Source organism: Streptomyces sp. NPDC043812 (assembly GCF_056436245.1).
This window is the reverse complement of sequence record NZ_JBWKCY010000005.1, coordinates 315,868-336,539: the sequence shown is the minus strand read 5'-3', so window position 1 is coordinate 336,539 and position 20,672 is coordinate 315,868. Positions and strand designations below refer to the sequence as shown.

19 protein-coding genes are annotated in these 20,672 nt (G+C 70.3%); 3 read left to right on the top strand and 16 right to left on the bottom strand.

The features are described from left to right. From secD to pgsA, 12 genes are all read right to left on the bottom strand, one after another. Entirely contained in the window at positions 1-1,770 is a 1,770-nt protein-coding gene (secD, locus tag AC067Z_RS10720) for a protein translocase subunit SecD (RefSeq protein ID WP_478789119.1), read from the bottom strand. Between the two features lie 146 nt (positions 1,771-1,916). Continuing rightward, positions 1,917-2,390 (bottom strand): preprotein translocase subunit YajC, encoded by a 474-nt coding sequence (yajC, locus tag AC067Z_RS10715; RefSeq protein ID WP_478789118.1) that lies wholly within the window; start codon positions 2,388-2,390, stop codon positions 1,917-1,919. Between the two features lie 165 nt (positions 2,391-2,555). Beyond that, positions 2,556-3,638, bottom strand: coding sequence for a Holliday junction branch migration DNA helicase RuvB (gene ruvB, locus AC067Z_RS10710; RefSeq protein ID WP_478789117.1), 1,083 nt, complete (start codon positions 3,636-3,638; stop codon positions 2,556-2,558). Between the two features lie 184 nt (positions 3,639-3,822). Next, complete coding sequence (ruvA, locus tag AC067Z_RS10705; protein WP_478789116.1) at positions 3,823-4,431, bottom strand: Holliday junction branch migration protein RuvA; 609 nt, start codon at positions 4,429-4,431, stop codon at positions 3,823-3,825. Further along, a complete protein-coding gene (gene ruvC, locus AC067Z_RS10700) occupies positions 4,428-4,961 on the bottom strand; it encodes a crossover junction endodeoxyribonuclease RuvC (protein ID WP_478789115.1) in 534 nt (177 codons plus the stop codon). The genes ruvA and ruvC overlap by 4 nt, the downstream gene beginning before the upstream one ends. Positions 4,962-5,094: 133 nt before the next feature. Further along, a complete protein-coding gene (locus AC067Z_RS10695) occupies positions 5,095-5,847 on the bottom strand; it encodes a YebC/PmpR family DNA-binding transcriptional regulator (RefSeq protein WP_478789114.1) in 753 nt (250 codons plus the stop codon). A 62-nt stretch (positions 5,848-5,909) separates the two neighbouring features. Beyond that, positions 5,910-6,500 (bottom strand): pyridoxal 5'-phosphate synthase glutaminase subunit PdxT, encoded by a 591-nt coding sequence (gene pdxT / locus AC067Z_RS10690; RefSeq protein ID WP_478789113.1) that lies wholly within the window; start codon positions 6,498-6,500, stop codon positions 5,910-5,912. Continuing rightward, on the bottom strand, positions 6,500-7,408 hold the full coding sequence (pdxS, locus tag AC067Z_RS10685) for a pyridoxal 5'-phosphate synthase lyase subunit PdxS (RefSeq protein WP_478789112.1): 909 nt from the start codon (positions 7,406-7,408) through the stop codon (positions 6,500-6,502). Before pdxS ends, pdxT begins: the two co-directional genes overlap by 1 nt. 115 nt (positions 7,409-7,523) lie before the next feature. Beyond that, a complete protein-coding gene (locus AC067Z_RS10680) occupies positions 7,524-8,018 on the bottom strand; it encodes a hypothetical protein (RefSeq protein WP_478789144.1) in 495 nt (164 codons plus the stop codon). A 139-nt stretch (positions 8,019-8,157) separates the two neighbouring features. Further along, complete coding sequence (locus AC067Z_RS10675) at positions 8,158-9,321, bottom strand: glycosyltransferase family 4 protein (protein ID WP_478789111.1); 1,164 nt, start codon at positions 9,319-9,321, stop codon at positions 8,158-8,160. After that, a complete protein-coding gene (locus AC067Z_RS10670; protein WP_478789110.1) occupies positions 9,318-10,214 on the bottom strand; it encodes a phosphatidylinositol mannoside acyltransferase in 897 nt (298 codons plus the stop codon). Before AC067Z_RS10670 ends, AC067Z_RS10675 begins: the two co-directional genes overlap by 4 nt. Further along, a complete protein-coding gene (pgsA, locus tag AC067Z_RS10665) occupies positions 10,214-10,882 on the bottom strand; it encodes a phosphatidylinositol phosphate synthase (RefSeq protein ID WP_478789109.1) in 669 nt (222 codons plus the stop codon). Before pgsA ends, AC067Z_RS10670 begins: the two co-directional genes overlap by 1 nt. 265 nt (positions 10,883-11,147) lie before the next feature. Here pgsA and AC067Z_RS10660 point away from each other — a divergent pair, with 265 nt between their 5' ends. Continuing rightward, entirely contained in the window at positions 11,148-13,358 is a 2,211-nt protein-coding gene (locus AC067Z_RS10660; RefSeq protein ID WP_478789108.1) for an elongation factor G-like protein EF-G2, read from the top strand. Positions 13,359-13,534: 176 nt separating this feature from the next. Beyond that, positions 13,535-15,199 carry a hypothetical protein gene (locus AC067Z_RS10655; protein ID WP_478789107.1) on the top strand — a complete coding sequence of 555 codons (1,665 nt, stop codon included), beginning with the start codon at positions 13,535-13,537 and terminating at the stop codon, positions 15,197-15,199. A 44-nt stretch (positions 15,200-15,243) separates the two neighbouring features. Here the strand turns inward: AC067Z_RS10655 and AC067Z_RS10650 are convergent, their stop codons facing one another. From AC067Z_RS10650 to AC067Z_RS10635, 4 genes are all read right to left on the bottom strand, one after another. Continuing rightward, complete coding sequence (locus AC067Z_RS10650) at positions 15,244-15,801, bottom strand: HIT family protein (protein WP_478789106.1); 558 nt, start codon at positions 15,799-15,801, stop codon at positions 15,244-15,246. Positions 15,802-15,873: 72 nt separating this feature from the next. Next, complete coding sequence (thrS, locus tag AC067Z_RS10645) at positions 15,874-17,850, bottom strand: threonine--tRNA ligase (RefSeq protein WP_478789105.1); 1,977 nt, start codon at positions 17,848-17,850, stop codon at positions 15,874-15,876. Between the two features lie 105 nt (positions 17,851-17,955). After that, positions 17,956-19,215 carry a hypothetical protein gene (locus AC067Z_RS10640; protein WP_478789104.1) on the bottom strand — a complete coding sequence of 420 codons (1,260 nt, stop codon included), beginning with the start codon at positions 19,213-19,215 and terminating at the stop codon, positions 17,956-17,958. Then, positions 19,215-19,805: a DUF4365 domain-containing protein gene (locus AC067Z_RS10635; protein ID WP_478789103.1), complete on the bottom strand. Its 591-nt coding sequence runs from the start codon at positions 19,803-19,805 to the stop codon at positions 19,215-19,217. Before AC067Z_RS10635 ends, AC067Z_RS10640 begins: the two co-directional genes overlap by 1 nt. Positions 19,806-19,926: 121 nt before the next feature. Between AC067Z_RS10635 and AC067Z_RS10630 the strand changes: the two genes are divergently transcribed. Beyond that, entirely contained in the window at positions 19,927-20,652 is a 726-nt protein-coding gene (locus tag AC067Z_RS10630; RefSeq protein ID WP_478789102.1) for an exonuclease domain-containing protein, read from the top strand. Positions 20,653-20,672: the final 20 nt, after the last annotated feature.

Here is a 20,672-nt window from a genome sequence, read left to right as displayed (position 1 = left end):
TCACGCCTCCTTCGGGTCGGTCGGGGCGGAGACGCGACGGGAGCGGCGCAGCGGGGGCTTGGCGCCGAGCCGCTTCGGGTCCAGTCCGGACCACGGGTGGCCGTTCGCGAAGAACTTCTTGCGGGCGAGGAGCGTCATCACCGGCTTGGTGAACAGGAAGACGACGACGACGTCGAGCAGGGTCGTCAGACCGAGCGTGAACGCGAAGCCCTGGACCTTGCCGACCGTGACCACGAACAGCACGGCGGCGGCGAGGAACGACACGAAGTCGGACACCAGGATGGTGCGCCGGGCACGGGGCCAGGCACGCTCGACGGCCGGACGCAGAGTGCGTCCCTCGCGGATCTCGTCCCGGATGCGTTCGAAGTACACGATGAACGAGTCCGCGGTGATACCGATGGCGACGATGGCTCCGCAGACGGCAGGCAGGTTCAGCGCGAAGCCGATGCCCGGGCCGAGCAGGGCCATGAGCGTGTAGGTCAGGACCGCGGAGACCAGGAGGCTGAGGATCGCGATCAGGGACAGGCCGCGGTAGTAGACGACCAGGTAGATCACGACGAGCGCGAGACCGATGGCTCCGGCGATCAGACCCGCGTGGAGCTGCTCACCGCCGAGCGCGGCGGTAACGGTGGTGACGCTCTGCTCCTCGAAGGTCAGGGGCAGGGCACCGTAGGACAGGATGTTGCCGAGGTCCTGGGCGGATTCCTGAGTGAAGTCACCGGTGATCTCGGCGCTGCCGCTCAGCGTCTGGTTCACCTGCGGGGCCGAGACCACCTCGCCGTCGAGGACGATGGCGAACTGGTTCATCGGGGGCTGCTGCTGCGACAGGCGGCTGGTGATCGTCGAGAACTTCTTGGCGCCCTTGTCGGTGAACTCCATCGTGACCTTCCACAGGCCACGCTGCTGGTCGAGCTCACCCTTGGCGTCGTCGACGTCCTTGCCGTCCACCTCGGCGGGGCCGAGGATGTACTTCTCCCACTGGTCCGCGCTGTTCTTGCCACAGGCGATGGTGGTGTCGCTGGGCTTGACGTTGTCAGCGAGCTTGCCGCGCGCCTTGTCGTCCGTGCAGTCCAGAGCCGTGAACTTCTTCTCCAGTGCGGCGGAGGCCGGGTCGGAGGACGGCGTCGGCGTGGGGCTCTCGGAGGACTTCGGCTTGTCCGAGCCGGAGGGGGTCGGGGTCGGCGACGGGGCCTTGAGGCCCTCGGTCACCGCGCGGCCCTGGGTGGTCGGCGTCGCGGAGGGGGAACCGGAGGGAGCGTTCGCCTCGGGCTTGTCCGTCGCCTTGTCACTGGGCGTGGCGCTGGGCTTGCCGGAGGGCGAAGCACTCGGGCTGCCCGACGGCTCGGGGGCGGCGGGACCGCCGGCGGCCACCGTCAGCACGGGCCGGAAGAAGAGCTGGGCGGTGGTGCCGACCTGCTCCCGGGCCTGCTCGGAATTCGTCCCCTTGGGGATGTTGACGATGATGTTCCGCTCGCCCTGGGTCTGAACCTCGGCCTCGGAGACACCCAGACCATTGACACGGCGTTCGATGATGCCGACCGCGGTGTTCATGTTGGTCTCGTTGATGGCGTTCGCTGCGCCGGGCTGGTTCTTCGCCTCGAGCGTGATGGTCGTACCGCCCGCCAGGTCGATGCCCAGACGCGGCGTGAGCTGACCTGCCCAGAACATACCGCCCGTGAGCGCGACCATGGCGATCAGGATCAGAGCCAGGGCGCGCCCCGGCTTGCTCTGAGCCCCCGCGGGCCTTCGGCCCCTGTTCGGTGCTGCCACCTTCTCGTTTCTCCCTGTCCAACCGCCTGCGCCGGGTGTGCGCCGAGGCGGCCACGAAGTGTTGTGGGGACCTGCCCCCGAGATGCGTCGGCACAACCGGGGGACCGCCCGGCGCCTGTGTGCGCCGCCGCGGTCCCCGATCGTGGCTACTTCGCGTCGGCCTCGCCGTCGGACTTGCCGTCCTTGGTGTCGGCGTCCTTCGGCTCGGCGTCGTCCGCGTCGGCCTTCTTGCCGAGGTCGATCTTGTCGGCGTCCGAAGTGTCGTCGGCGGCGGAGTCACCGGTCAGCGAGGCGGCGTCGTCCGGGACGACGGTGGCGTCGTCGACCTTGACATCGTCGTCACCGTGGACGATGCGGTTGTACTCCTCGTCCGAGAGGACGGCACCGATGGAGTTCTTCGCGAACACCAGGTGCACGCCCGGCGCGGCCTCGAGGAGGACCGTGTCGTCGTTGACCTCCTTGACGGTCGCGTAAAGGCCACCGATGGTCCGCACGCCGGTACCGGGCTGCATCTGGTTGCGCATGTTCGCGGCAGCCTGCTGCTTCTTCTTGGCGGAGCGGGTCATCAGGAACATGGCCCCGATGAGCACGATGAAGGGGAGGAGGGTCAAGATATCCACGGCGGGGAATTCCTTCGCACGACCGCGCTGATGAACGGCCTGATCTACGGGGATGGGCACGCCGACCCGTACAGGGCGGCATCGGCGGAGTCTAAGCGAGTCCGCATCACTGGAACAACGCCCAGCATCCCACCCTGGTTCCTCAGCCGACCAGTCTCCTCGCCGTCACGCCCCGAACAACCCCTGTTGTCCGCTTGCGCCCGGCGCCTGCTGGGGCGCCGTGAGGCCCAGGTGTGCCCAGGCGGCGGGGGTGGCCACCCTGCCGCGCGGCGTACGGGCCAGCAGCCCCTCCCGTACGAGAAATGGCTCGGCGACCTCCTCGACCGTCTCGCGCTCCTCCCCCACCGCGACCGCCAGGGTCGACAGGCCGACCGGACCGCCGCCGAACAGCTTGAGCAGAGCGTGCAGCACGGCCCGGTCGAGGCGGTCGAGGCCGCGGCTGTCGACCTCGTAAACCCCGAGTGCGGCCGCGGCCACCTCACGGGTGATGAGCCCGTCCGCCTTGACCTGGGCGTAGTCGCGCACCCGGCGCAGCAGACGGTTGGCGATACGGGGCGTTCCGCGGGAGCGTCCGGCGATTTCGGCGGCCCCCTCCACCTCGACGTCGAGGTCGAGCAGCTGGGCGGAGCGGTGGATGACGCGCTCCAGCTCGGCGGGCTCGTAGAACTCCATGTGCGCGGTGAAGCCGAAGCGGTCGCGCAGCGGGGGCGGCAGCAGTCCTGCCCGGGTGGTGGCCCCGACGAGGGTGAAGGGCGGCAGATCCAGCGGGATGGCGGTGGCGCCCGGGCCCTTGCCGACGATCACATCGACGCGGAAGTCCTCCATCGCCATGTAGAGCATCTCCTCGGCAGGCCGGGACATGCGGTGGATCTCGTCGAGGAAGAGGACCTCGCCCTCCTGGAGGGAGGAGAGGATCGCGGCCAGGTCTCCTGCGTGCTGGATGGCGGGGCCGGAGGTGATGCGGATCGGCGCGTTCATCTCGGCGGCGATGATCATCGACAGCGTGGTCTTGCCGAGCCCTGGGGCGCCGGACAGCAGCACGTGGTCGGCGGTGGCGCCCCGCTGGCGGGCCGCCCTGAGGACGAGGTCGAGCTGCTGGCGGACCCTTTCCTGGCCGACGAACTCGTCGAGGGTCTTGGGGCGCAGGGCCGCCTCGACGGCACTGTCCTCGCCGTCGGCGTCGGCACCGACGAGCCGCGCGTCGTCGCCGACGGCATCGGTGGTGGTGGTCTCGTCGTCCCAGTTCACGTGACTGCCTTTTCGCTTCTCGGTGTGTGCGGGTGGGTGGGCGGGGCGGGCCTGCTTCCCCCGCCCCGACCTACGGCCCGGCGGCTGGGGGACGTGGTCCCTGACGGGCGGAGAAGATCAGCCCCGCCGGGTGATGAAGGCGTGGGGGCCCCACGCCCGCAGGGCACAGCAGGGGCCCCCCGTGTCACCGGGTCCGGTTGAGTGTCTGGAGCGCCGCACGCAGCAACGGGCCCACGTCCGGGGACGTCCCCAGGGACTCCGCCTGCGGCGTCACCGCCGTGACCGCCTCCTCCGCCTCGCGGGTCGCGTAGCCGAGGCCGATCAGCGCCGCATGCAGCTGGTCGCGCCAGGACTGGGTGACCGGGGTGCCGACGGCCGCCCGGATGCCGAGCGGTTCGCCGAGGCGGTCCCTCAGCTCCAGCAGCAGCTTCTGGGCGCCCTTCTTGCCGATGCCCGGCACCATGGTCAGCGCCTTCTCGTCACCGGACGAGACGGCGATCCGCAGGGCGTCCGGGCTGTGCACGGCAAGCATTGCCTGGGCGAGCCGGGGGCCGACGCCGCTCGCGGTCTGCAGCAGCTCGAAGACCTGGCGCTCGTCGTCGTCGGCGAAGCCGTACAGCGTCAGCGAGTCCTCGCGGACCACCAACGACGTGGCCAGTCTCGCCTCCTGACCGATCCTCAGCTCCGACAGTGTGTTCGGCGTGCACTGGACTGCCATGCCGACGCCGCCGACCTCGATCACGGCGGTCGTCGGGGCGAGTGCGGCGACAGGGCCGCTCACAAAGGCGATCATGTGGTCCGGCCTCTCGTTGCGTGGTGCGCGGCGACCGCCTGCTGGAGGCGGTTCTGCGCGGGGGCGCGCCAGATGTGGCAGATGGCGAGGGCGAGGGCGTCCGCCGCGTCTGCGGGTCTGGGCGGGGCGTCGAGCCGCAGCAGGCGGGTCACCATCGCGCCCACCTGCGCCTTGTCGGCCCTGCCACTGCCGGTGACGGCGGCCTTGACCTCGCTGGGCGTGTGCAGGGCGACGGGAATTCCGCGCCGGGACGCGCAGAGCATGGCAACGGCGCTGGCCTGGGCGGTGCCCATCACCGTCCGGACGTTGTGCTGGCTGAACACCCGCTCCACCGCGACGAATTCGGGCCGGTGTTCGTCGAGCCACTGCTCGATGCCCTGCTCGATGGCGACCAGTCGACTGCCCAGTTCGGCATCGGCCGGGGTCCGTACGACTCCGACGCCGCGCATCGTCAGCGGACGGCCGGCAACGCCCTCGACGACGCCGACACCGCACCGGGTCAGCCCCGGGTCCACCCCCAGAACGCGCACCGGCCCTCCCTTCGTCCTCTCCCGGTCACCGCCGGGAGGTACCCCCTGTTCGTGCAGGTTATCGGCTCGCGCCGACAATGCACCGACGGGCCGACGGGGGTGTCCCCGTCGGCCCGTCGTGGAAGGAGCCGGCTCAGGCGTCGACCTTCTCCATGACCTCGTCCGAGACGTCGAAGTTGGCGAAGACGTTCTGCACGTCGTCGCTGTCCTCCAGTGCGTCGATCAGCTTGAAGATCTTGCGTGCGCCTTCCTCGTCCAGCTCGACCTGCATGGTCGGGACGAAGTTGGCCTCGGCGGAGTCGTAGTCGATGCCGTTCTCCTGCAGGGCGCTGCGCACCGCGACCAGGTCGGTGGCCTCGCTGAGCACCTCGAAGGACTCGCCGAGGTCGTTGACCTCTTCGGCGCCCGCGTCCAGGACCGCCCCCAGGACGTCGTCCTCGGTCAGTTCGCCCTTGGGGACGATGACGACGCCCTTGCGGTTGAACAGGTACGACACCGAGCCCGGGTCGGCCATCGAACCGCCGTTGCGGGTCATGGCGACGCGGACGTCGGAGGCGGCGCGGTTGCGGTTGTCGGTGAGGCACTCGATGAGAACCGCAACACCGTTCGGGCCGTAACCCTCGTACATGATCGTCTCGTAGTCGACGCCGCCGGCCTCGAGGCCGCCGCCGCGCTTGACCGCGGAGTCGATGTTCTTGTTCGGGACGGAGCTCTTCTTCGCCTTCTGGATGGCGTCGAAGAGGGTCGGGTTGCCTTCGATGTCAGCGCCACCGGTGCGGGCCGCGACCTCGATGTTCTTGATGAGCTTCGCGAAGAGTTTGCCGCGCTTGGCGTCGATCACGGCCTTCTTGTGCTTCGTCGTAGCCCATTTAGAGTGGCCGGACATCTGCCTGTCTCCTTCGCGTAACCCTTTACTGAACGAACCCGAGAGATCCTACCGGGATCGCGTCACCCTCCCGCGCGCACACTGTCGACGAAGAGGGCGTGCACCCGGTGGTCGCCGGTCAGTTCGGGGTGGAAGGACGTCGCGAGGACGTTGCCCTGGCGTACGGCGACGATGTGGCCGTCGTGCTCGGCGAGCACCTCGGTCTCGGCGCCGACGGACTCCACCCAGGGGGCGCGGATGAAGACGCCCTCGACGGGGCCGCCTTCGACACCGCGGACCTCGACGGCCGCCTCGAAGGACTCGTTCTGCCGGCCGAACGCGTTGCGACGGACGATCATGTCGATGCCGCCGAACGTCTCCTGTCCGGAGCGCGGGTCGAGGATCTTGTCGGCGAGCATGATCAGTCCGGCGCAGGTGCCGTAGACGGGCATGCCCCGCGCGATGCGCTCACGCAGCGGCTCGGCCATGCCGAACAGCGCGGCGAGCTTGGACATGGTCGTCGACTCGCCGCCGGGTATCACCAGTCCGTCGACCTCGGCCAGTTCCTCGGGCCGCCTGACCGGCCTGGCCACGGCGTCGGCCGCGGCCAGGGCGATCAGATGCTCCCGTACGTCGCCCTGGAGCGCCAGGACACCGATCACGGGCGTGGTCATTACCAGCCCCGGTTGGCGTAGCGCTCGGTCTCGGGAAGGGTGTCGCAGTTGATGCCGACCATGGCCTCGCCCAGGTTGCGGGAGGCGTCGGCGATGACCTTCGGGTCGTCGTAGAAGGTGGTGGCCTTCACGATCGCGGCGGCGCGCTTGGCCGGGTCGCCGGACTTGAAGATCCCGGAGCCGACGAAGACGCCTTCGGCACCGAGCTGGCGCATCAGCGCGGCGTCGGCCGGGGTGGCCACACCGCCGGCGGAGAACAGCACGACCGGCAGCTTGCCGAGCTCGGAGACCTCCTTGACGAGCTCGTAGGGGGCGCGCAGCTCCTTGGCGGCGGCGTACAGCTCGTTGTTGTCGAAGCCGCGCAGCTTGGCGATCTCGTTCTTGATCTGGCGCAGGTGGCGGACGGCCTCGACGACGTTGCCCGTGCCGGCCTCGCCCTTGGAGCGGATCATGGCCGCACCCTCGGCGATGCGGCGCAGGGCCTCACCCAGGTTGGTGGCGCCGCAGACGAACGGCGTGGTGAACGCGAACTTGTCGCTGTGGTTGACCTCGTCGGCCGGGGTCAGCACCTCGGACTCGTCGATGTAGTCGACGCCGAGTGACTGGAGCACCTGGGCCTCGACGAAGTGGCCGATGCGGGACTTGGCCATCACGGGGATGGAGACCGCCTCGATGATCTCCTCGATCATGTTCGGGTCGGACATCCGGGCCACTCCGCCGTCCTTGCGGATGTCGGCGGGCACGCGCTCGAGGGCCATGACGGCGACGGCGCCGGCATCCTCGGCGATCTTCGCCTGCTCGGCGTTGACCACGTCCATGATCACGCCGCCCTTGAGCTGCTCGGCCATGCCGCGCTTCACGCGCGCGGTGCCGGTCGCGGGGGACTGCGGGGTGGGGGTGCTGGACACGGAGACCTCACTCGATGACGACGTTGTGATGCTCACCGATGGAACATCCAGGTACCAGTCCACATCAAGGGCCAATAAACAGGCGGTGGATCGTTTTCGCCGTGCCATGCAAGGTTCAGGCGGGCCGGTCCGCCAGTGCCACCGGCGGCTCGTCGTCCATTTCGAACGCCAGCGGGAACGGAGCGTGGCCCGCCAGCCGGAACCAGCGCACCTTCCGGTGCCGGCGCAGCGCGCGGGCGGCCCGCACCGCGTCGTTGTGGAACCGGCGCGCCATGGGCACGCGGCGCACCGCCTGCGCGAGCTCGCCCGCCGCGTCCTCGCCGCCCGGCACCTCTCGCAGCGCCTCGACCTGTGCGGCCTCCCCGAACACGGCCCGCAGTGCGGCACTCAGCTCGCTCTCGGCGACCTCTCGGTGCTCCTCCTCGGACTGACGGGCGGCATGCGCGGCCTCGTACAGAACGATCGAGGCGGCGGGATCGAGTACCCCGGAGGTCGCGAGCTCCTGGGCGACCGAGGCACGGCGCAGCAGCTGGGCGTCGAGCGCGGCGCGGGCGGCGTCGATACGGGCATGCAGCCGGTCGAGCCGCCCGGCGGTCCAGCTGAGGTACATACCGATGGCCACGAGCGCGACGACGATCCAGATCAGGGTGCTCACGGGCGGCAAGGCTACCGGGCCGTCGGACGGGCGGCGGACCTGGTCACCCTGCCGTGCCCGGCCCGCTCGTGCGCGTCACGTCGCCCCGGTGCCCTCAGTCCCGCGCCGCCAGTCCGAAGCGGGTGCGCAACCCCGTGCGCTCGTCCTCGGCCACCGATGCCGCGCCGTCCGTCACCGTCTCGTACACGGCGAGGATGTCGGCACCCACCGTGGACCAGTCGAAGCGCCGCACATGCGCGCTGCCCCGGGCGCGCAGTTCGGCGCGGCGCTGGGGGTCGCCCAGCAGCCGCACGGCAGCAGCCGCCAGGGCGTCCGCGTCCTCGTTGGCGAACAGCTCCCCCGCCGCGCCCTGGTCCAGTACCTGGGCGAAGGCGTCCAGGTCCGCGGCGAGCACCGGTGCGCCCGCCGACATCGCCTCGACGAGGATGATGCCGAAGCTCTCGCCGCCGGTGTTCGGCGCCACATAGACGTCGACGCTGCGCAGCAGCCGTGCCTTGTCCTCGTCGCTGACCATGCCGAGGAACTCGACGCGCGAGCGCATCTCCTTCGGCAGCGAGGCGACGGCTTCCTCCTCGTCGCCCCGGCCGGCGACCAGCAGCCTGGTGTCGGGGCACTCGGCGAGGATTGCCGGGAGCGCCTTCATCAGGACCGGCAGGCCCTTGCGGGGCTCGTCGATGCGGCCGATGAAGCCGATGGTGTCGCCCTGCCACTCCGCCTTCGGCTCTGCCTTCTCGAAGAAGCCGACGTCGACGCCGTTGGGGATGACGACCGCGTCGCCGCCGAGGTGCTCGACGAGCGTGCGCCGCGCGTACTCGCTCACGGCGATCCGGGCGCTGATCTTCTCCAGGGCGGGCTGGAGGATCGGGTACGCGGCGATCATGGCGCGCGAGCGCGGGTTGGACGTGTGGAACGTCGCCACGATCGGGCCCTGCGCGGCCCAGCACGACAGCAGCCCGAGCGACGGCGAGGCCGGCTCATGGATGTGGATGACGTCGAACGTGCCGTCGTGCAGCCACCGCCGCACCCGGGCGGCGGACAGGAAGCCGAAGTTGAGCCGTGCCACGGAACCGTTGTACGGCACGGGGACGGCACGGCCGGCGGAGACGACGTACGGCGGCAGCGGCGTCTCGTCGTCGGCCGGAGCGAGAACGGAGACGTCGTGGCCGAGGCGGATCAGGTGCTCGGCGAGATCCCTGATGTGGAACTGGACGCCACCGGGCACGTCCCACGAGTACGGACAGACGATGCCGATCTTCACGCGCGGCGCTCCTCGAGGTCGGCGAGCCAGAGCCGCTGCAGCATGTGCCAGTCCTCCGGGTGGTCTGCGATCCCACCGGCAAAGGCGTCGGCCATTGCCTGTGTCATCAAGGACGTCTTCTCCGCCCGCGTACCTGACTCGGGCACCTCGACGGGCGGATGGATGCAGCCCTTCATCACGGAGGTCTCGTCGTACCAGAGGGTCACCGGCAGCAGCAGCGCGCCGGTCTGCTGCGCGAGCAGCGCGGGGCCCGCGGGCATCCGGGCCTTGTCACCGAAGAAGTCCACCTCGACGCCGGAGGCGGACAGGTCCCGGTCGGCGACGAGGCAGACGAGACCGCCGTCGCGCAGCCGCCGGGCGAGCGTGCCGAACGCGGAACCGCCGGTGTGCGGGAGCACCTCCATGCCGAGGCTCTCGCGGTAGGCGACGAAGCGGTCGTACAGGGTCTCCGGCTTGAGTCGTTCGGCGACCGTGGTGAACGGGACACCGAGCCCGCGGGTGACCCAGATCCCGGCGACGTCCCAGTTGGCGAGGTGCGGCAGCGCGATGATGACGCCCTTGCCGGCGGCGAGGCCGTCCGTCACACGGTGGATGTCCTTGCCGTCGAAGCAGTGCTGTGCCCGCTCCAGGCTCCAGCTCGGGAGGCGGAAGGATTCCATCCAGTACCGCATGTACGACCGCATGCCGGCCCGGGACAGTTCGGCGAGACGCTCGGGGCCCGCGTCGGGCACGACGCGGGCGAGATTGGACTCCAGTCGCAGGACTCCCTTGCCGCGCCGCTTCCAGGCCGCGTCCGCGATGGTGCGGCCGAGTGCGGCGGCCATCGGTTCGGGCATCTTCTTGACGGCGCCCCAGCCCAGTCCGTAGAGCGCATCGGTCAGCCGGTCTCGCATCACGCGGCATCCGCTCCGCTCTGGTCGGCGGCCGCGGCCGCTTCCGCCTCCGCGGACTCGCGCCGCACGGTCACCACCCGCTGCCCCAGTGTCACGACGCTGCCGACGGCGACGATCCACAGCGCGATCGGCAGCAGGATGTCGATCCCGGGCACGCCGAAGCCGTGGAGTCCCGCGAGTCCGGCGGCCACCAGGGAGATGACCAGACGTTCGGCGCGCTCGACGAGGCCGTTGACGGCGACGGGCAGACCGATCGATTCTCCGCGTGCCTTGGTGTACGAGACGACCTGGCCGCTCGCGAGGCAGAAGATCGCCACGGCGCACATCATGTTGTTGTCGCCCTGGCCCGCGTACCAGAGGGCGAAGCCGCCGAAGATCGCGCCGTCGGCGACCCGGTCGAGCGTCGAGTCCAGGAACGCGCCCCAGCGGCTGGAGGTGCCCGCCTGCCGCGCCATGTTCCCGTCGACAAGATCCGAGAAGACGAACAGCGTGATGACGATGGTGCCCCAGAAGAACTCCCCTCGAGGGAAGAAGACCAGTGCTCCCGCCATCACTCCGGCCGTGCCGACGAGCGTCACGGCGTCGGGGCTCACCCCGCGGCGGAGCAGAAACGCGGCGAACGGTGTGAGGACACGCGTGAAAAATGCACGCGCGTACTTGTTCAGCATGGCCTTCCCGAGGGTCCGGTGGGCCGAGTGGCCCCTACGGCCACCGGCTGGCCCATCGTAGCCACGACCCGCGTGGCGTACGGCCGGGACCCGGGTAGGGGCTGCGGCGTCCGACGTATGGACGCACAGTGACGACAGTGGAAAGCTCGAAGGACCACCGCGGGCATCGCCGGAGCCTGACCCGGACGCCCGTTCCGGGTCCCACCCGGCTCCCCGCGCCCGCGGCTTTCCCTCCTCGCCGTGCAATCGATCGGGAGGCAAGATCATGGGCGACAAGTCGCACACCCACCCCGGAGCCGCCGGCAGAGCAGTAACGGCCGACCACCCCGCATCCGTACGGAATGTGGTGCTGGTCGGCCACAGCGGTTCGGGCAAGACGACGCTGGTCGAGGCCCTGGCACTGACCGCGGGAGCTGTCAACCGGGCCGGCCGCGTCGAAGACGGCGGAACGGTCTCGGACTACGACGAGATCGAGCACCGCCAGCAGCGCTCCGTACAGCTCTCCCTCGTCCCTCTCGAATGGGGCGGGTGCAAGATCAATCTGTTGGACACTCCCGGATACGCCGATTTCGTCGGCGAACTGAGGGCCGGTCTGCGAGCTGCGGACGCGGCCCTTTTCGTTGTGTCCGCCGCACAGGAGGCCGACGCCGTCGCCGGCGCGACCCGAGCGGTGTGGGAGGAGTGCGCGGCGGTCGGTATGCCGCGCGCCATCGTCGTGACCCACCTGGAGACCGCGCGCACCGGATTCGAGGATCTCACCGGCGTCTGCGGGCAGATCTTCGGCGGCGACGACCCCGATGCCGTGCTGCCGCTGTACCTGCCGCAGTACGGACCCCAGGGGCCCGACGGGCACGCACCGGTCACCGGCCTGGTCGGCCTGCTGACGCAGAAGATCTTCGACTACACGTCGGGCGAACGGAAGGAGACCCCGCCCGACCCCGCCCAGACGACGCTGATCGAGGAGGCCCGGAACCGGCTCATCGAGGGGATCATCGCCGAGAGCGAGGACGAGACCCTGATGGACCGCTACCTGGGCGGTGAGGAGATCGACCTCAAGACGATCATCGACGATCTGGAGAAGGCCGTCGCCCGCGGCACCTTCCACCCGGTCCTGGCGGCCGCCCCGGCGACCGACGGCGGCCGGCAGGGCCTCGGCACGGTCGAACTGCTGGAACTGATCACCGGCGGCTTCCCGACCCCGCTGGAACACCCGGCGCCCGCGGTGACCTCGCCCGAGGGCGCGGCCCGCCCGCAGATCACCTGCGATCCCGGCGGCCCTCTCGTCGCCGAGGTGGTCAAGACCGCCTCCGACCCGTACGTCGGCCGTATCTCGCTCGTCCGGGTCTTCTCGGGCACCCTGCGCCCCGACGAGACGGTGCATGTGTCCGGGCACGGACTGGCGGACCGCGGACACGAGGACCATGACGTCGACGAACGCGTCGGCGCCCTGTCAGCCCCCTTCGGCAAACAGCAGCGCCCGCTCCCCCACGCCATCGCCGGGGACCTCGCGTGCGTCGCCAAGCTCTCCCGCGCCGAGACCGGGGACACCCTGTCGGCCAAGGACGATCCGCTGCTCATGGAGCCGTGGACCATGCCCGATCCGCTGCTGCCGCTCGCCATCCGGGCCCACAGCAAGGCCGACGAGGACAAGCTGTCCCAGGGACTGACCCGGCTGGCCGCCGAGGACCCGACGATGCGTCTCGAACAGAACCAGGCCACCCACCAGGTCGTGCTGTGGTGCCTGGGCGAGGCACACGCCGATGTCGCCCTCGAACGCCTCCGCAACCGCTACGGCGTGCAGGTCGACGTCGTACCGCACAAGGTGCAGCTGCGCGAGACGTTCAGGGAGAGCGCCGGAGGACGCGGCCGCCATGTGAAACAGTCCGGCGGCCACGGCCAGTACGCGATCTGCGAGATCGACGTCGATCCCCTGCCGCCCGGCTCGGGCATCGAATTCGTCGACAAGGTCGTGGGCGGCGCGGTGCCGCGGCAGTTCATCCCGTCCGTGGAGAAGGGGGTGCGCGCACAGGCCGCCCGCGGCGTGGTCGCCGGTTACCCCCTCGTCGACGTGCGCATCACCCTGCGGGACGGCAAGGCGCACTCGGTGGACTCCTCCGACGCGGCCTTCCAGACGGCGGGCGCCCTCGCCCTGCGCGAGGCGGCGGCCGAGGCGCACATCAATCTGCTCGAACCGGTGGCGGAACTGCAGGTGCTGGTGTCGGACGAGTACGTGGGCCCGGTGATGAGCGATCTGTCCGGTCGGCGCGGCCGGGTCGTCGGCACCGAACAGGCAGGCGGTTCCCGCACGCTGGTGCGGGCCGAGGTGCCGGAGATCGAGATCGGCCGGTACGCCGTCGATCTCCGCTCCATTTCCCACGGCACGGGCCAGTTCAGCCGCACCTACGCCCGTCACGAGGCCATGCCCCAGCAGGTCGCCGACCGCATGCGCGAGCAGGGGGAGGCGGGAGCCGCGTAGTCCGGTGCCGCCCGCCGGTCCGCACAGCCGGCGGGCGGCACCCCGGTCCCCCACGCCTGTGCATGGCGATGTCCACTGCCGCGGACCGCCCGCCCCCGATACGCTGAGGTGCCCAGCTCACCAGGTGTGCGGGGCGCGGTAGTTGGGAACAGGCCGCAGTGCGAACGCTTGCGGCGATGGGGGCGGCAGTGACAGACGGATTCGATTTCACACCCGGGGCTCAGGTCCCGCTCATGGGGTCGGCCGGCCAGACCGCGGCGACGCATGCGCTCGCCTCGGCGGCGTACCGCGACAGTCCGCTCGCCGAGGTGCTCAAGGCCAACAGCGAGTGGCACAAGTCCGAGGTGAAGAAGGGGAAGTTCACGCTCTTCGAGCCGAATCTGGGCGAGGCGTTCTCGCGCGCGGTCCAGGTACGGATGCTCGGCGGAGCCCGCAAGCCGCTGGTCCAGTCCTTCGGCACAGACCCGCAGTCGGTGGTCGAGCACTGTCTGGCGGCATCCCGTATCCGCAAGGAGCGGGACGCGAAGCTGACGGCGGTCATGGCCCTGTGCGGGCTGCTGTTCCTGCCCGGACTGCTGCTGTGGATGGGCGTGTTCCAGTTGCGCCGCACGATCGCCGGCGCGGCGAACAAGCGCGCCGGAGCCCTCGGGACGCTGCTACTGGTCGGCGTCGGGGGGCTGGCCGTCATCCTCCTGCTGCGGCTGCCGTTCGACGGAGTCTGGGGCCTCTACATCCGCGGCATGATCGTCGCCCCGGTCGTCGGCTGGCTGCTCGCCAAACGTATCTGCGAGTCCACCGCGAAGGACATGCGCGCCCGCTGGGACAGCCTGCTCGCGGGCGGCGGCATCGGCGCCAAGGTCCCCGAGGCCGTTCCCGGCAATCCCAACGAGACCGCCCGCGAACAGCTGCGCCAGGGTCTGCACAAGCTCACCGCCGAGCAGCAGTCCAACGTCGTCTTCTATGCCGGCCCCAAGGGCATACTCGGCATGGGCACCCGCTGGGGCAGCTGGCAGATGGCCGAGGAGCTCGTCTCCAAGGAACCGGGCAAGGACATCAACCAGTTCCGCAGCTGGGACGTCATACGGGCCATCGAGGGCAAGCTCAAGCTGCTGGAGCGCGGACCGCTCAACTCCGGCGGTTTCCCGACCCCGTCCGTGAAGAACTGGATCGTGTCCCCGGTCGGCGAGAACGCTGCGGCCGTCGCCCGGCCCGAGGGCCCGGACGTGGACACCTTCGTGGTCAGGCCCCACGAGATACAGCGCATCTGCAACCACCAGCAGTTCGGCGGCGGCAACCGGCACTACCTCGGTGTGCAGTTCACGCTGTGGGACGGCCAGTTGGTGATCACCATGATGATCACTGTCACGGTCCTGCACGAGACGCTGCGCGTCGAGGTGACCGGTCATGCCCTGGGCCCGGTGCACTCCCTGTTCACCACCAAGCCCGAGCCCAAGACGGTGACCGTGAGCAAGACGGTCAGGTTCTGGGAGACCGTCGACCGGGTGCTCCCGCTCGTGGACGCGCCCGAGGTCGTGCGGCTCGCGGTCCGCGCGCCCTTCACCTGGTACCCGCCGGTCCTGGACTTCCTCGGCGGCAAGCTGGTGCTGCCCGAGCCGTTCGGGCTGCGCCACGCCTGGGCCGAGAAGCCGTGGCGGCACCGGTTCATGGCCGACGACGCGATGCGCGCGGCCACGCCGGTGCTGCGTGCGGCGCACGCCGCCGCGCTCAAGGTCCTGGAGGAGAACGGCGTCGACACGGAGCGCTTCGGCAACCGCTCGATGATCGTCAGCGGTGCTGTCCAGGACCCGTCACCGGGCAGGGCCGACGTCTACGACGCGTGAGTGCCGCCTGGCCCGCCACCCGGCGGGCCAGGCCGCTGCGGGCGTCAGACGGGCCAGGAGTCCGCGAGCATCGTGCGGGTGTCGGCGAGCAGCTGCGGCAGCACCTTGGTGTGCCCGACGACGGGCATGAAGTTGGTGTCGCCACCCCACCTCGGCACGATGTGCTGGTGGAGATGGGCGGCGATGCCGGCACCGGCGGCGCTGCCCTGGTTGAGCCCGATGTTGAAGCCGTGGGCACCGGAGGCTGCGCGCAGGGCGTGCATGGCCTGCTTGGTCAGCTGCGCGAGCTCGGCGGTCTCCGCGTCGTCGAGCTCGGTGTAGTCCGCGACGTGGCGGTACGGGACGACCATGAGGTGCCCGCCGTTGTACGGATACAGGTTGAGCACCGCGTAGACCTTCGTGCCGCGGGCGATGATCAGGCCGTCCTCGTCGGACTTCGACGGGATCGAGCAGAACGGACAGCCGTCGTCGGCCCCCGGGCCGGTCGGCTTGTTCTCTCCCTGGATGTACGCCATCCGGTGAGGCGTCCACAGGCGCTGGAACGAGTCAGGCGCCCCGACTCCGATCTGCTGCTCCGGCTCAGTCGTCATGCGAGCCAGCATATTCGCCGCCGGTGGCTGCATGAGGCGAGGGGCGGCCCCTGACGGGACCGCCCCTCGCAGCTGTGTTCCGGATCAGACCTGGACGCGGCGCTCCACCACGTCGGCGAGCTTCGCGAGGGCCTCCTCGCGCGGGACGCCGTTCTCCTGCGAGCCGTCCCGGTAGCGGAAGGAGACCGTGCCGGCGTTCATGTCGTCGTCACCGACGATGATCATGAACGGGACCTTCAGCTTCTGCTGGTTGCGGATCTTCTTCTGCATCCGGTCGGAGGAGGCGTCCACCTCGACCCGCAGGCCCTTCTTCTTCGCGTCCGCGGCGAACTGCTGCAGATACTCGACGTGCCCGTCACCGATCGGGATGCCGACCGCCTGCACCGGCGCCAGCCACGGCGGCATCGCACCCGCGTAGTGCTCGAGCAGCACCGCGAAGAACCGCTCGATGCTTCCGAACAGAGCGCGGTGGATCATCACCGGCCGCTGCTTGGTGCCGTCGGGGCCGGTGTACTCCAGGTCGAAGCGCTCCGGCAGGTTGAAGTCGAGCTGCACGGTCGACATCTGCCAGGTGCGGCCGATCGCGTCCTTCGCCTGAACGGAGATCTTCGGACCGTAGAACGCCGCGCCGCCCGGGTCCGGGACCAGCGGGAGGCCCTGCTTCTCGGCCACCTGCCGCAGCGTCTCGGTGGCCTCCTCCCAGACCTCGTCCGAGCCGACGAACTTCTCCGGGTCCTTGGTGGACAGTTCCAGGTAGAAGTCGGTCAGACCGTAGTCGCGCAGCAGGTTGAGCACGAAGGTGAGCGTCGAGTCGAGCTCGTCCGCCATCTGCTCCTTGGTGCAGTAGATGTGCGCGTCGTCCTGGGTGAAGCCCCGCGCACGGGTCAGGCCGTGCACGACGCCGGACTTCTCGTACCGGTACACGGTCCCGAACTCGAAGAGACGCAGCGGCAGTTCGCGGTAGGACCGGCCACGCGCGTCGAAGATCAGGTTGTGCATCGGGCAGTTCATGGGCTTGAGGTAGTAGTCCACGCCCTCGTCGAGCTGCATGGGCGGGTACATGCCCTCCGCGTACCAGTCCAGGTGGCCCGAGGTCTCGAAGAGCTTCCCCTTGGTGGCGTGCGGGGTGTAGACGAACTCGTAGCCCTCCTCCTCGTGCCGCTTGCGCGAGTAGTCCTCCATGACCCGGCGGATGATGCCGCCCTTGGGGTGGAAGACCGCGAGGCCGGAGCCGATCTGCTCCGGGACGGAGAACAGGTCGAGTTCGTTGCCCAGCTTGCGGTGGTCGCGCTTCTCGGCCTCGGCGAGGAAGTCGAGGTGCGCCTTCAGCTCGTCCTTGGACGGCCAGGCGGTGCCGTAGATGCGCTGCAGCATCGGGTTCTTCTCGCTGCCGCGCCAGTACGCCGCAGCATTGCGCATCAGCTTGAACGCGGGGATGAAGCGGGTGGTGGGCAGGTGGGGACCGCGGCAGAGGTCCTTCCAGCACAGCTCACCGGTCTTGGCGTCCAGGTTGTCGTAGATCGTCAGCTCGCCGGCGCCGACCTCGACGTCCGCGCCGTCATCGCTGGAGGCCGAGCCCTTGAGGCCGATCAGTTCCAGCTTGTAGGGCTCGTCCGCGAGCTCCTCGCGTGCGGCCTCGTCGGTGACGACGCGGCGCGAGAAGCGCTGGCCGCGCTTCTGGATCTCCTGCATCTTCTTCTCGATGGCCTTGAGGTCATCGGGGTGGAAGGGCTTCTCGACGTCGAAGTCGTAGTAGAAGCCGTCCTTGACCGGCGGGCCGATGCCGAGCTTGGCCTCGGGGTACAGCTCCTGCACGGCCTGGGCCATGACGTGCGCGGTGGAGTGGCGCAGGATGTTGAGGCCGTCCTCGGAGGAGATCTCGACGGGCTCGACCTCCTCGCCGTCCTTGATCTCGTAGGCGAGGTCCTTCAGCTCGCCGGCGATGCGGGCGGCCACGATGGTGCGCTCGCCGGCGAAGAGGTCGGCGGCCGTAGTCCCCGTCGTCACCACGCGCTCTTCCCGCTCGGAATCGCGTTGGATGATCACACGGACGTCTGACACCGGTCTCTCCTGACTGAAGGCGTACGCACGAGCCGGGTACAGCGCGTGCAATACGGAATCGTACCGAGCCGGAGGGACCGCTCGCGAAACACTTACCCGTGGCCGCTACTCCTCGTCCGGCTCGTCCCCGTCGCCCGCTTCCTCGAAGAAGTCCAGATTCTCCTGGAGCGACTTCAGCAGCCGGTCCCGCTCGGCGTCGTCGACCGGGACGGGCACCACGTGGGAGGCGTCGGCCAGTCTGCGGAAGCCGCCGCGGCTCTCCAGCCTGCCGACCACGCGGATCGGCAGCCCCTCCAGATGCGCATGGCCCGCGGTGCGGTAGGACTCCTCGTCCAGCGCGACCCGTACGTGCGGCACCTCCGCACCGGCCAGCACCCGCAGCCGTACGGTGCCGGCGCCGCGGGGTCCGGAGCGGCGCATCCGCACCACGGCGCCCGTCAGCCGCACGGGCACGGAGGGCTCGTCCTGGAGGTAGCGTGCCCCGGCGGCGCGGAGCGCCGGCAGGTCGCCCGCGGAGAATTCGACGGGCTCCATCCGGGCCGCGCACCCTTGGGGCACTCCCGCGGCCGGCGACCACTCCAGGGCAATGCGGGCTCCTTCCGAGCCTCGGACTAGTGCGATCACGGCCTCGGTCAGCTCTCGGCTCACCCCTGCCCGGACCGCCGCGTCGAACGCCTCCATCCCGCCCGCCGCCCGCTGGTAGTCGACGGCCTCGCGGGCGGCCTGCAGCGCGTGCGACAGCCGCACGGCGACCGCGCGGCCCGTCTGTACGGGGACGAAGGCGGTCAGCGTGCGCCCGCCGGGCGCCGGACCGACCAGCACACCCGCGAGCGATGCCTGCGCCTGCCTGCGGTGGCGCGCGCCGTAGTACCCGGCGCGTGCCCGGACGGCGAGCGCGCCGGCCAGCAGCATCTGGCGGGCCGCGGAGCGCAGCTGCTCCTGCGCGGTCCAGGAGGCGGTGCCGGACGGGCCCTGGGGCACATCGCGCCACCAACGGATCTCGTCGCTGGGCACGGTGAGACCGACGAGCACGTCGCGGGCGGAGGGGGCGGCGCTGCGGGCGAGCGCGGTGATGGCCTCGCCGAGCAGGTCCTCGCAGTCGGGGAAGGCGCGGCTCTCGGGCACGAGAAGGCTGGTGCCGCCGGCCGCCGGGCCGGGCGGTGTCCAGCGCGTGTATCTCCCGGCGGCCCCACCCCGCCGCCGCCAGCCGTGGCGGTCGAGCAGGGCGCCGAGGACGGCGGGGTCGACCTGGGCGGGGTCAGGGTCCGGCTGCCCGCCCCAGGGTCCGGGCGGATCGGCGGTGGGGCGGGGGCGGGTGCCCGGCAGCACGGCCGGGTGGGCGTACTCGTCGAAGGGCCTGTGCATCAGGGTCTGCCTCCCGCTCCGACGCGCGTCATGATCTCGCACAGCGCGCGGTCGTCGAAGATCCGCGTGGTCGGGATCCGCACGGTGGTGCGGCGCCTGCCCGTCACCGGCTGGCCCGCCAGATTGGTCCAGTAGCAGCAGTGCCGCAGGTCGAGCCGGTCGTGGCTGGCGCGCAGCCATTCGTCCTGCGTTCTCGGGACGAGCATCACGACCAGGATCTTGTGCACGGAGACCGGGGTGCGGGCCAGCTTCACCAGATGGTCGTTGTCGAGAGTGAAGGAGAACGCCGGTCCCGGTGGGTGCGGTGGGATCTGGTAGGTGCACTTGAGCTGCACCTTGATGGTCACTTCGTCGTCGACCGTGTGGCGTGCCGAACTGTGGCTGACGTGCCAGTCGATGCCGTTGTCCGGGAACGGCTGCGACAGGGAGCACCCCGCCGCGGCCGCGACCGCATGCAGATAGCCCACCTGAAGTGTCTCCATGCAGGCGGTGGTGGCGAGTGCTCCGCGCAGCGGAACTGTCCGCTGGGGCTGGGGGACCCTCCCGCTTGCAGGGGACAGCCCTCCCGGCTCGGGCTGGGCGAGCGCCATGGCAATGTCCTTCCCCGTCACCTGTGTTGTCACCGTCCGGCGTAGTGCGCAAACAGCCCGGGTATCACCGTTTCGGGCAGGGGTTGTCGCCATCTGCCAGGAACGTGCGAGGAGTTCGGGGATGACGCACTGGTTCGACGGCCCGCTGGCCGCATTTGACACGGAGACAACCGGAGTGGACGTCGAGGTGGACCGGATCGTGTCGGCCGCCGTGGTCGTCCAGGACACGCCGGGCGGACGGCCACGCGTGACGCGCTGGCTGGTGAATCCGGGGGTGCCCGTACCGCCGGGCGCCACCGAGGTCCACGGCCTGACGGATGATCACCTCCAGCGCAACGGCCGGTGGCCGGCGCCGGTGATGGAGGAGATAGCGAGGACGCTGGCGGAGCAGTGCGCGGTGTCCCGTCCGCTGGTGGTGATGAACGCACCGTTCGATCTGACCATCCTGGACCGGGAGTTGCGCAGGCACCGGGCGTCGTCACTGGCGCGCTACCTGGAGAGCGTGCCGCTGTGCGTGCTGGATCCCCGGGTACTGGACAAGCACCTGGACCGGTATCGCAAGGGCCGGCGCACGCTGACGGATCTGTGCGCCGAGTACGAGGTGGTGCTCGACGGGGCGCATGACGCGGCGGCCGACGCGCTGGCGGCGCTCGAGGTCGCACGGGCGGTGGGCAGGCGTTTCGCGGCACGCCTGGAGCGGCTGTCGGCGGCGGAGCTGCACACGCTGCAGGCGGTGTGGCATGCGGCGCAGGCGCGTGGCCTGCAGGCGTGGTTCGCCCGCAGCGGTGTGCCGGAGCCGGTCGATCCGGCGTGGCCGCTGCGCCCGGAGCTGCCGGCGGCCGCGTAGGACTGCCGGTCCGCGGCCGT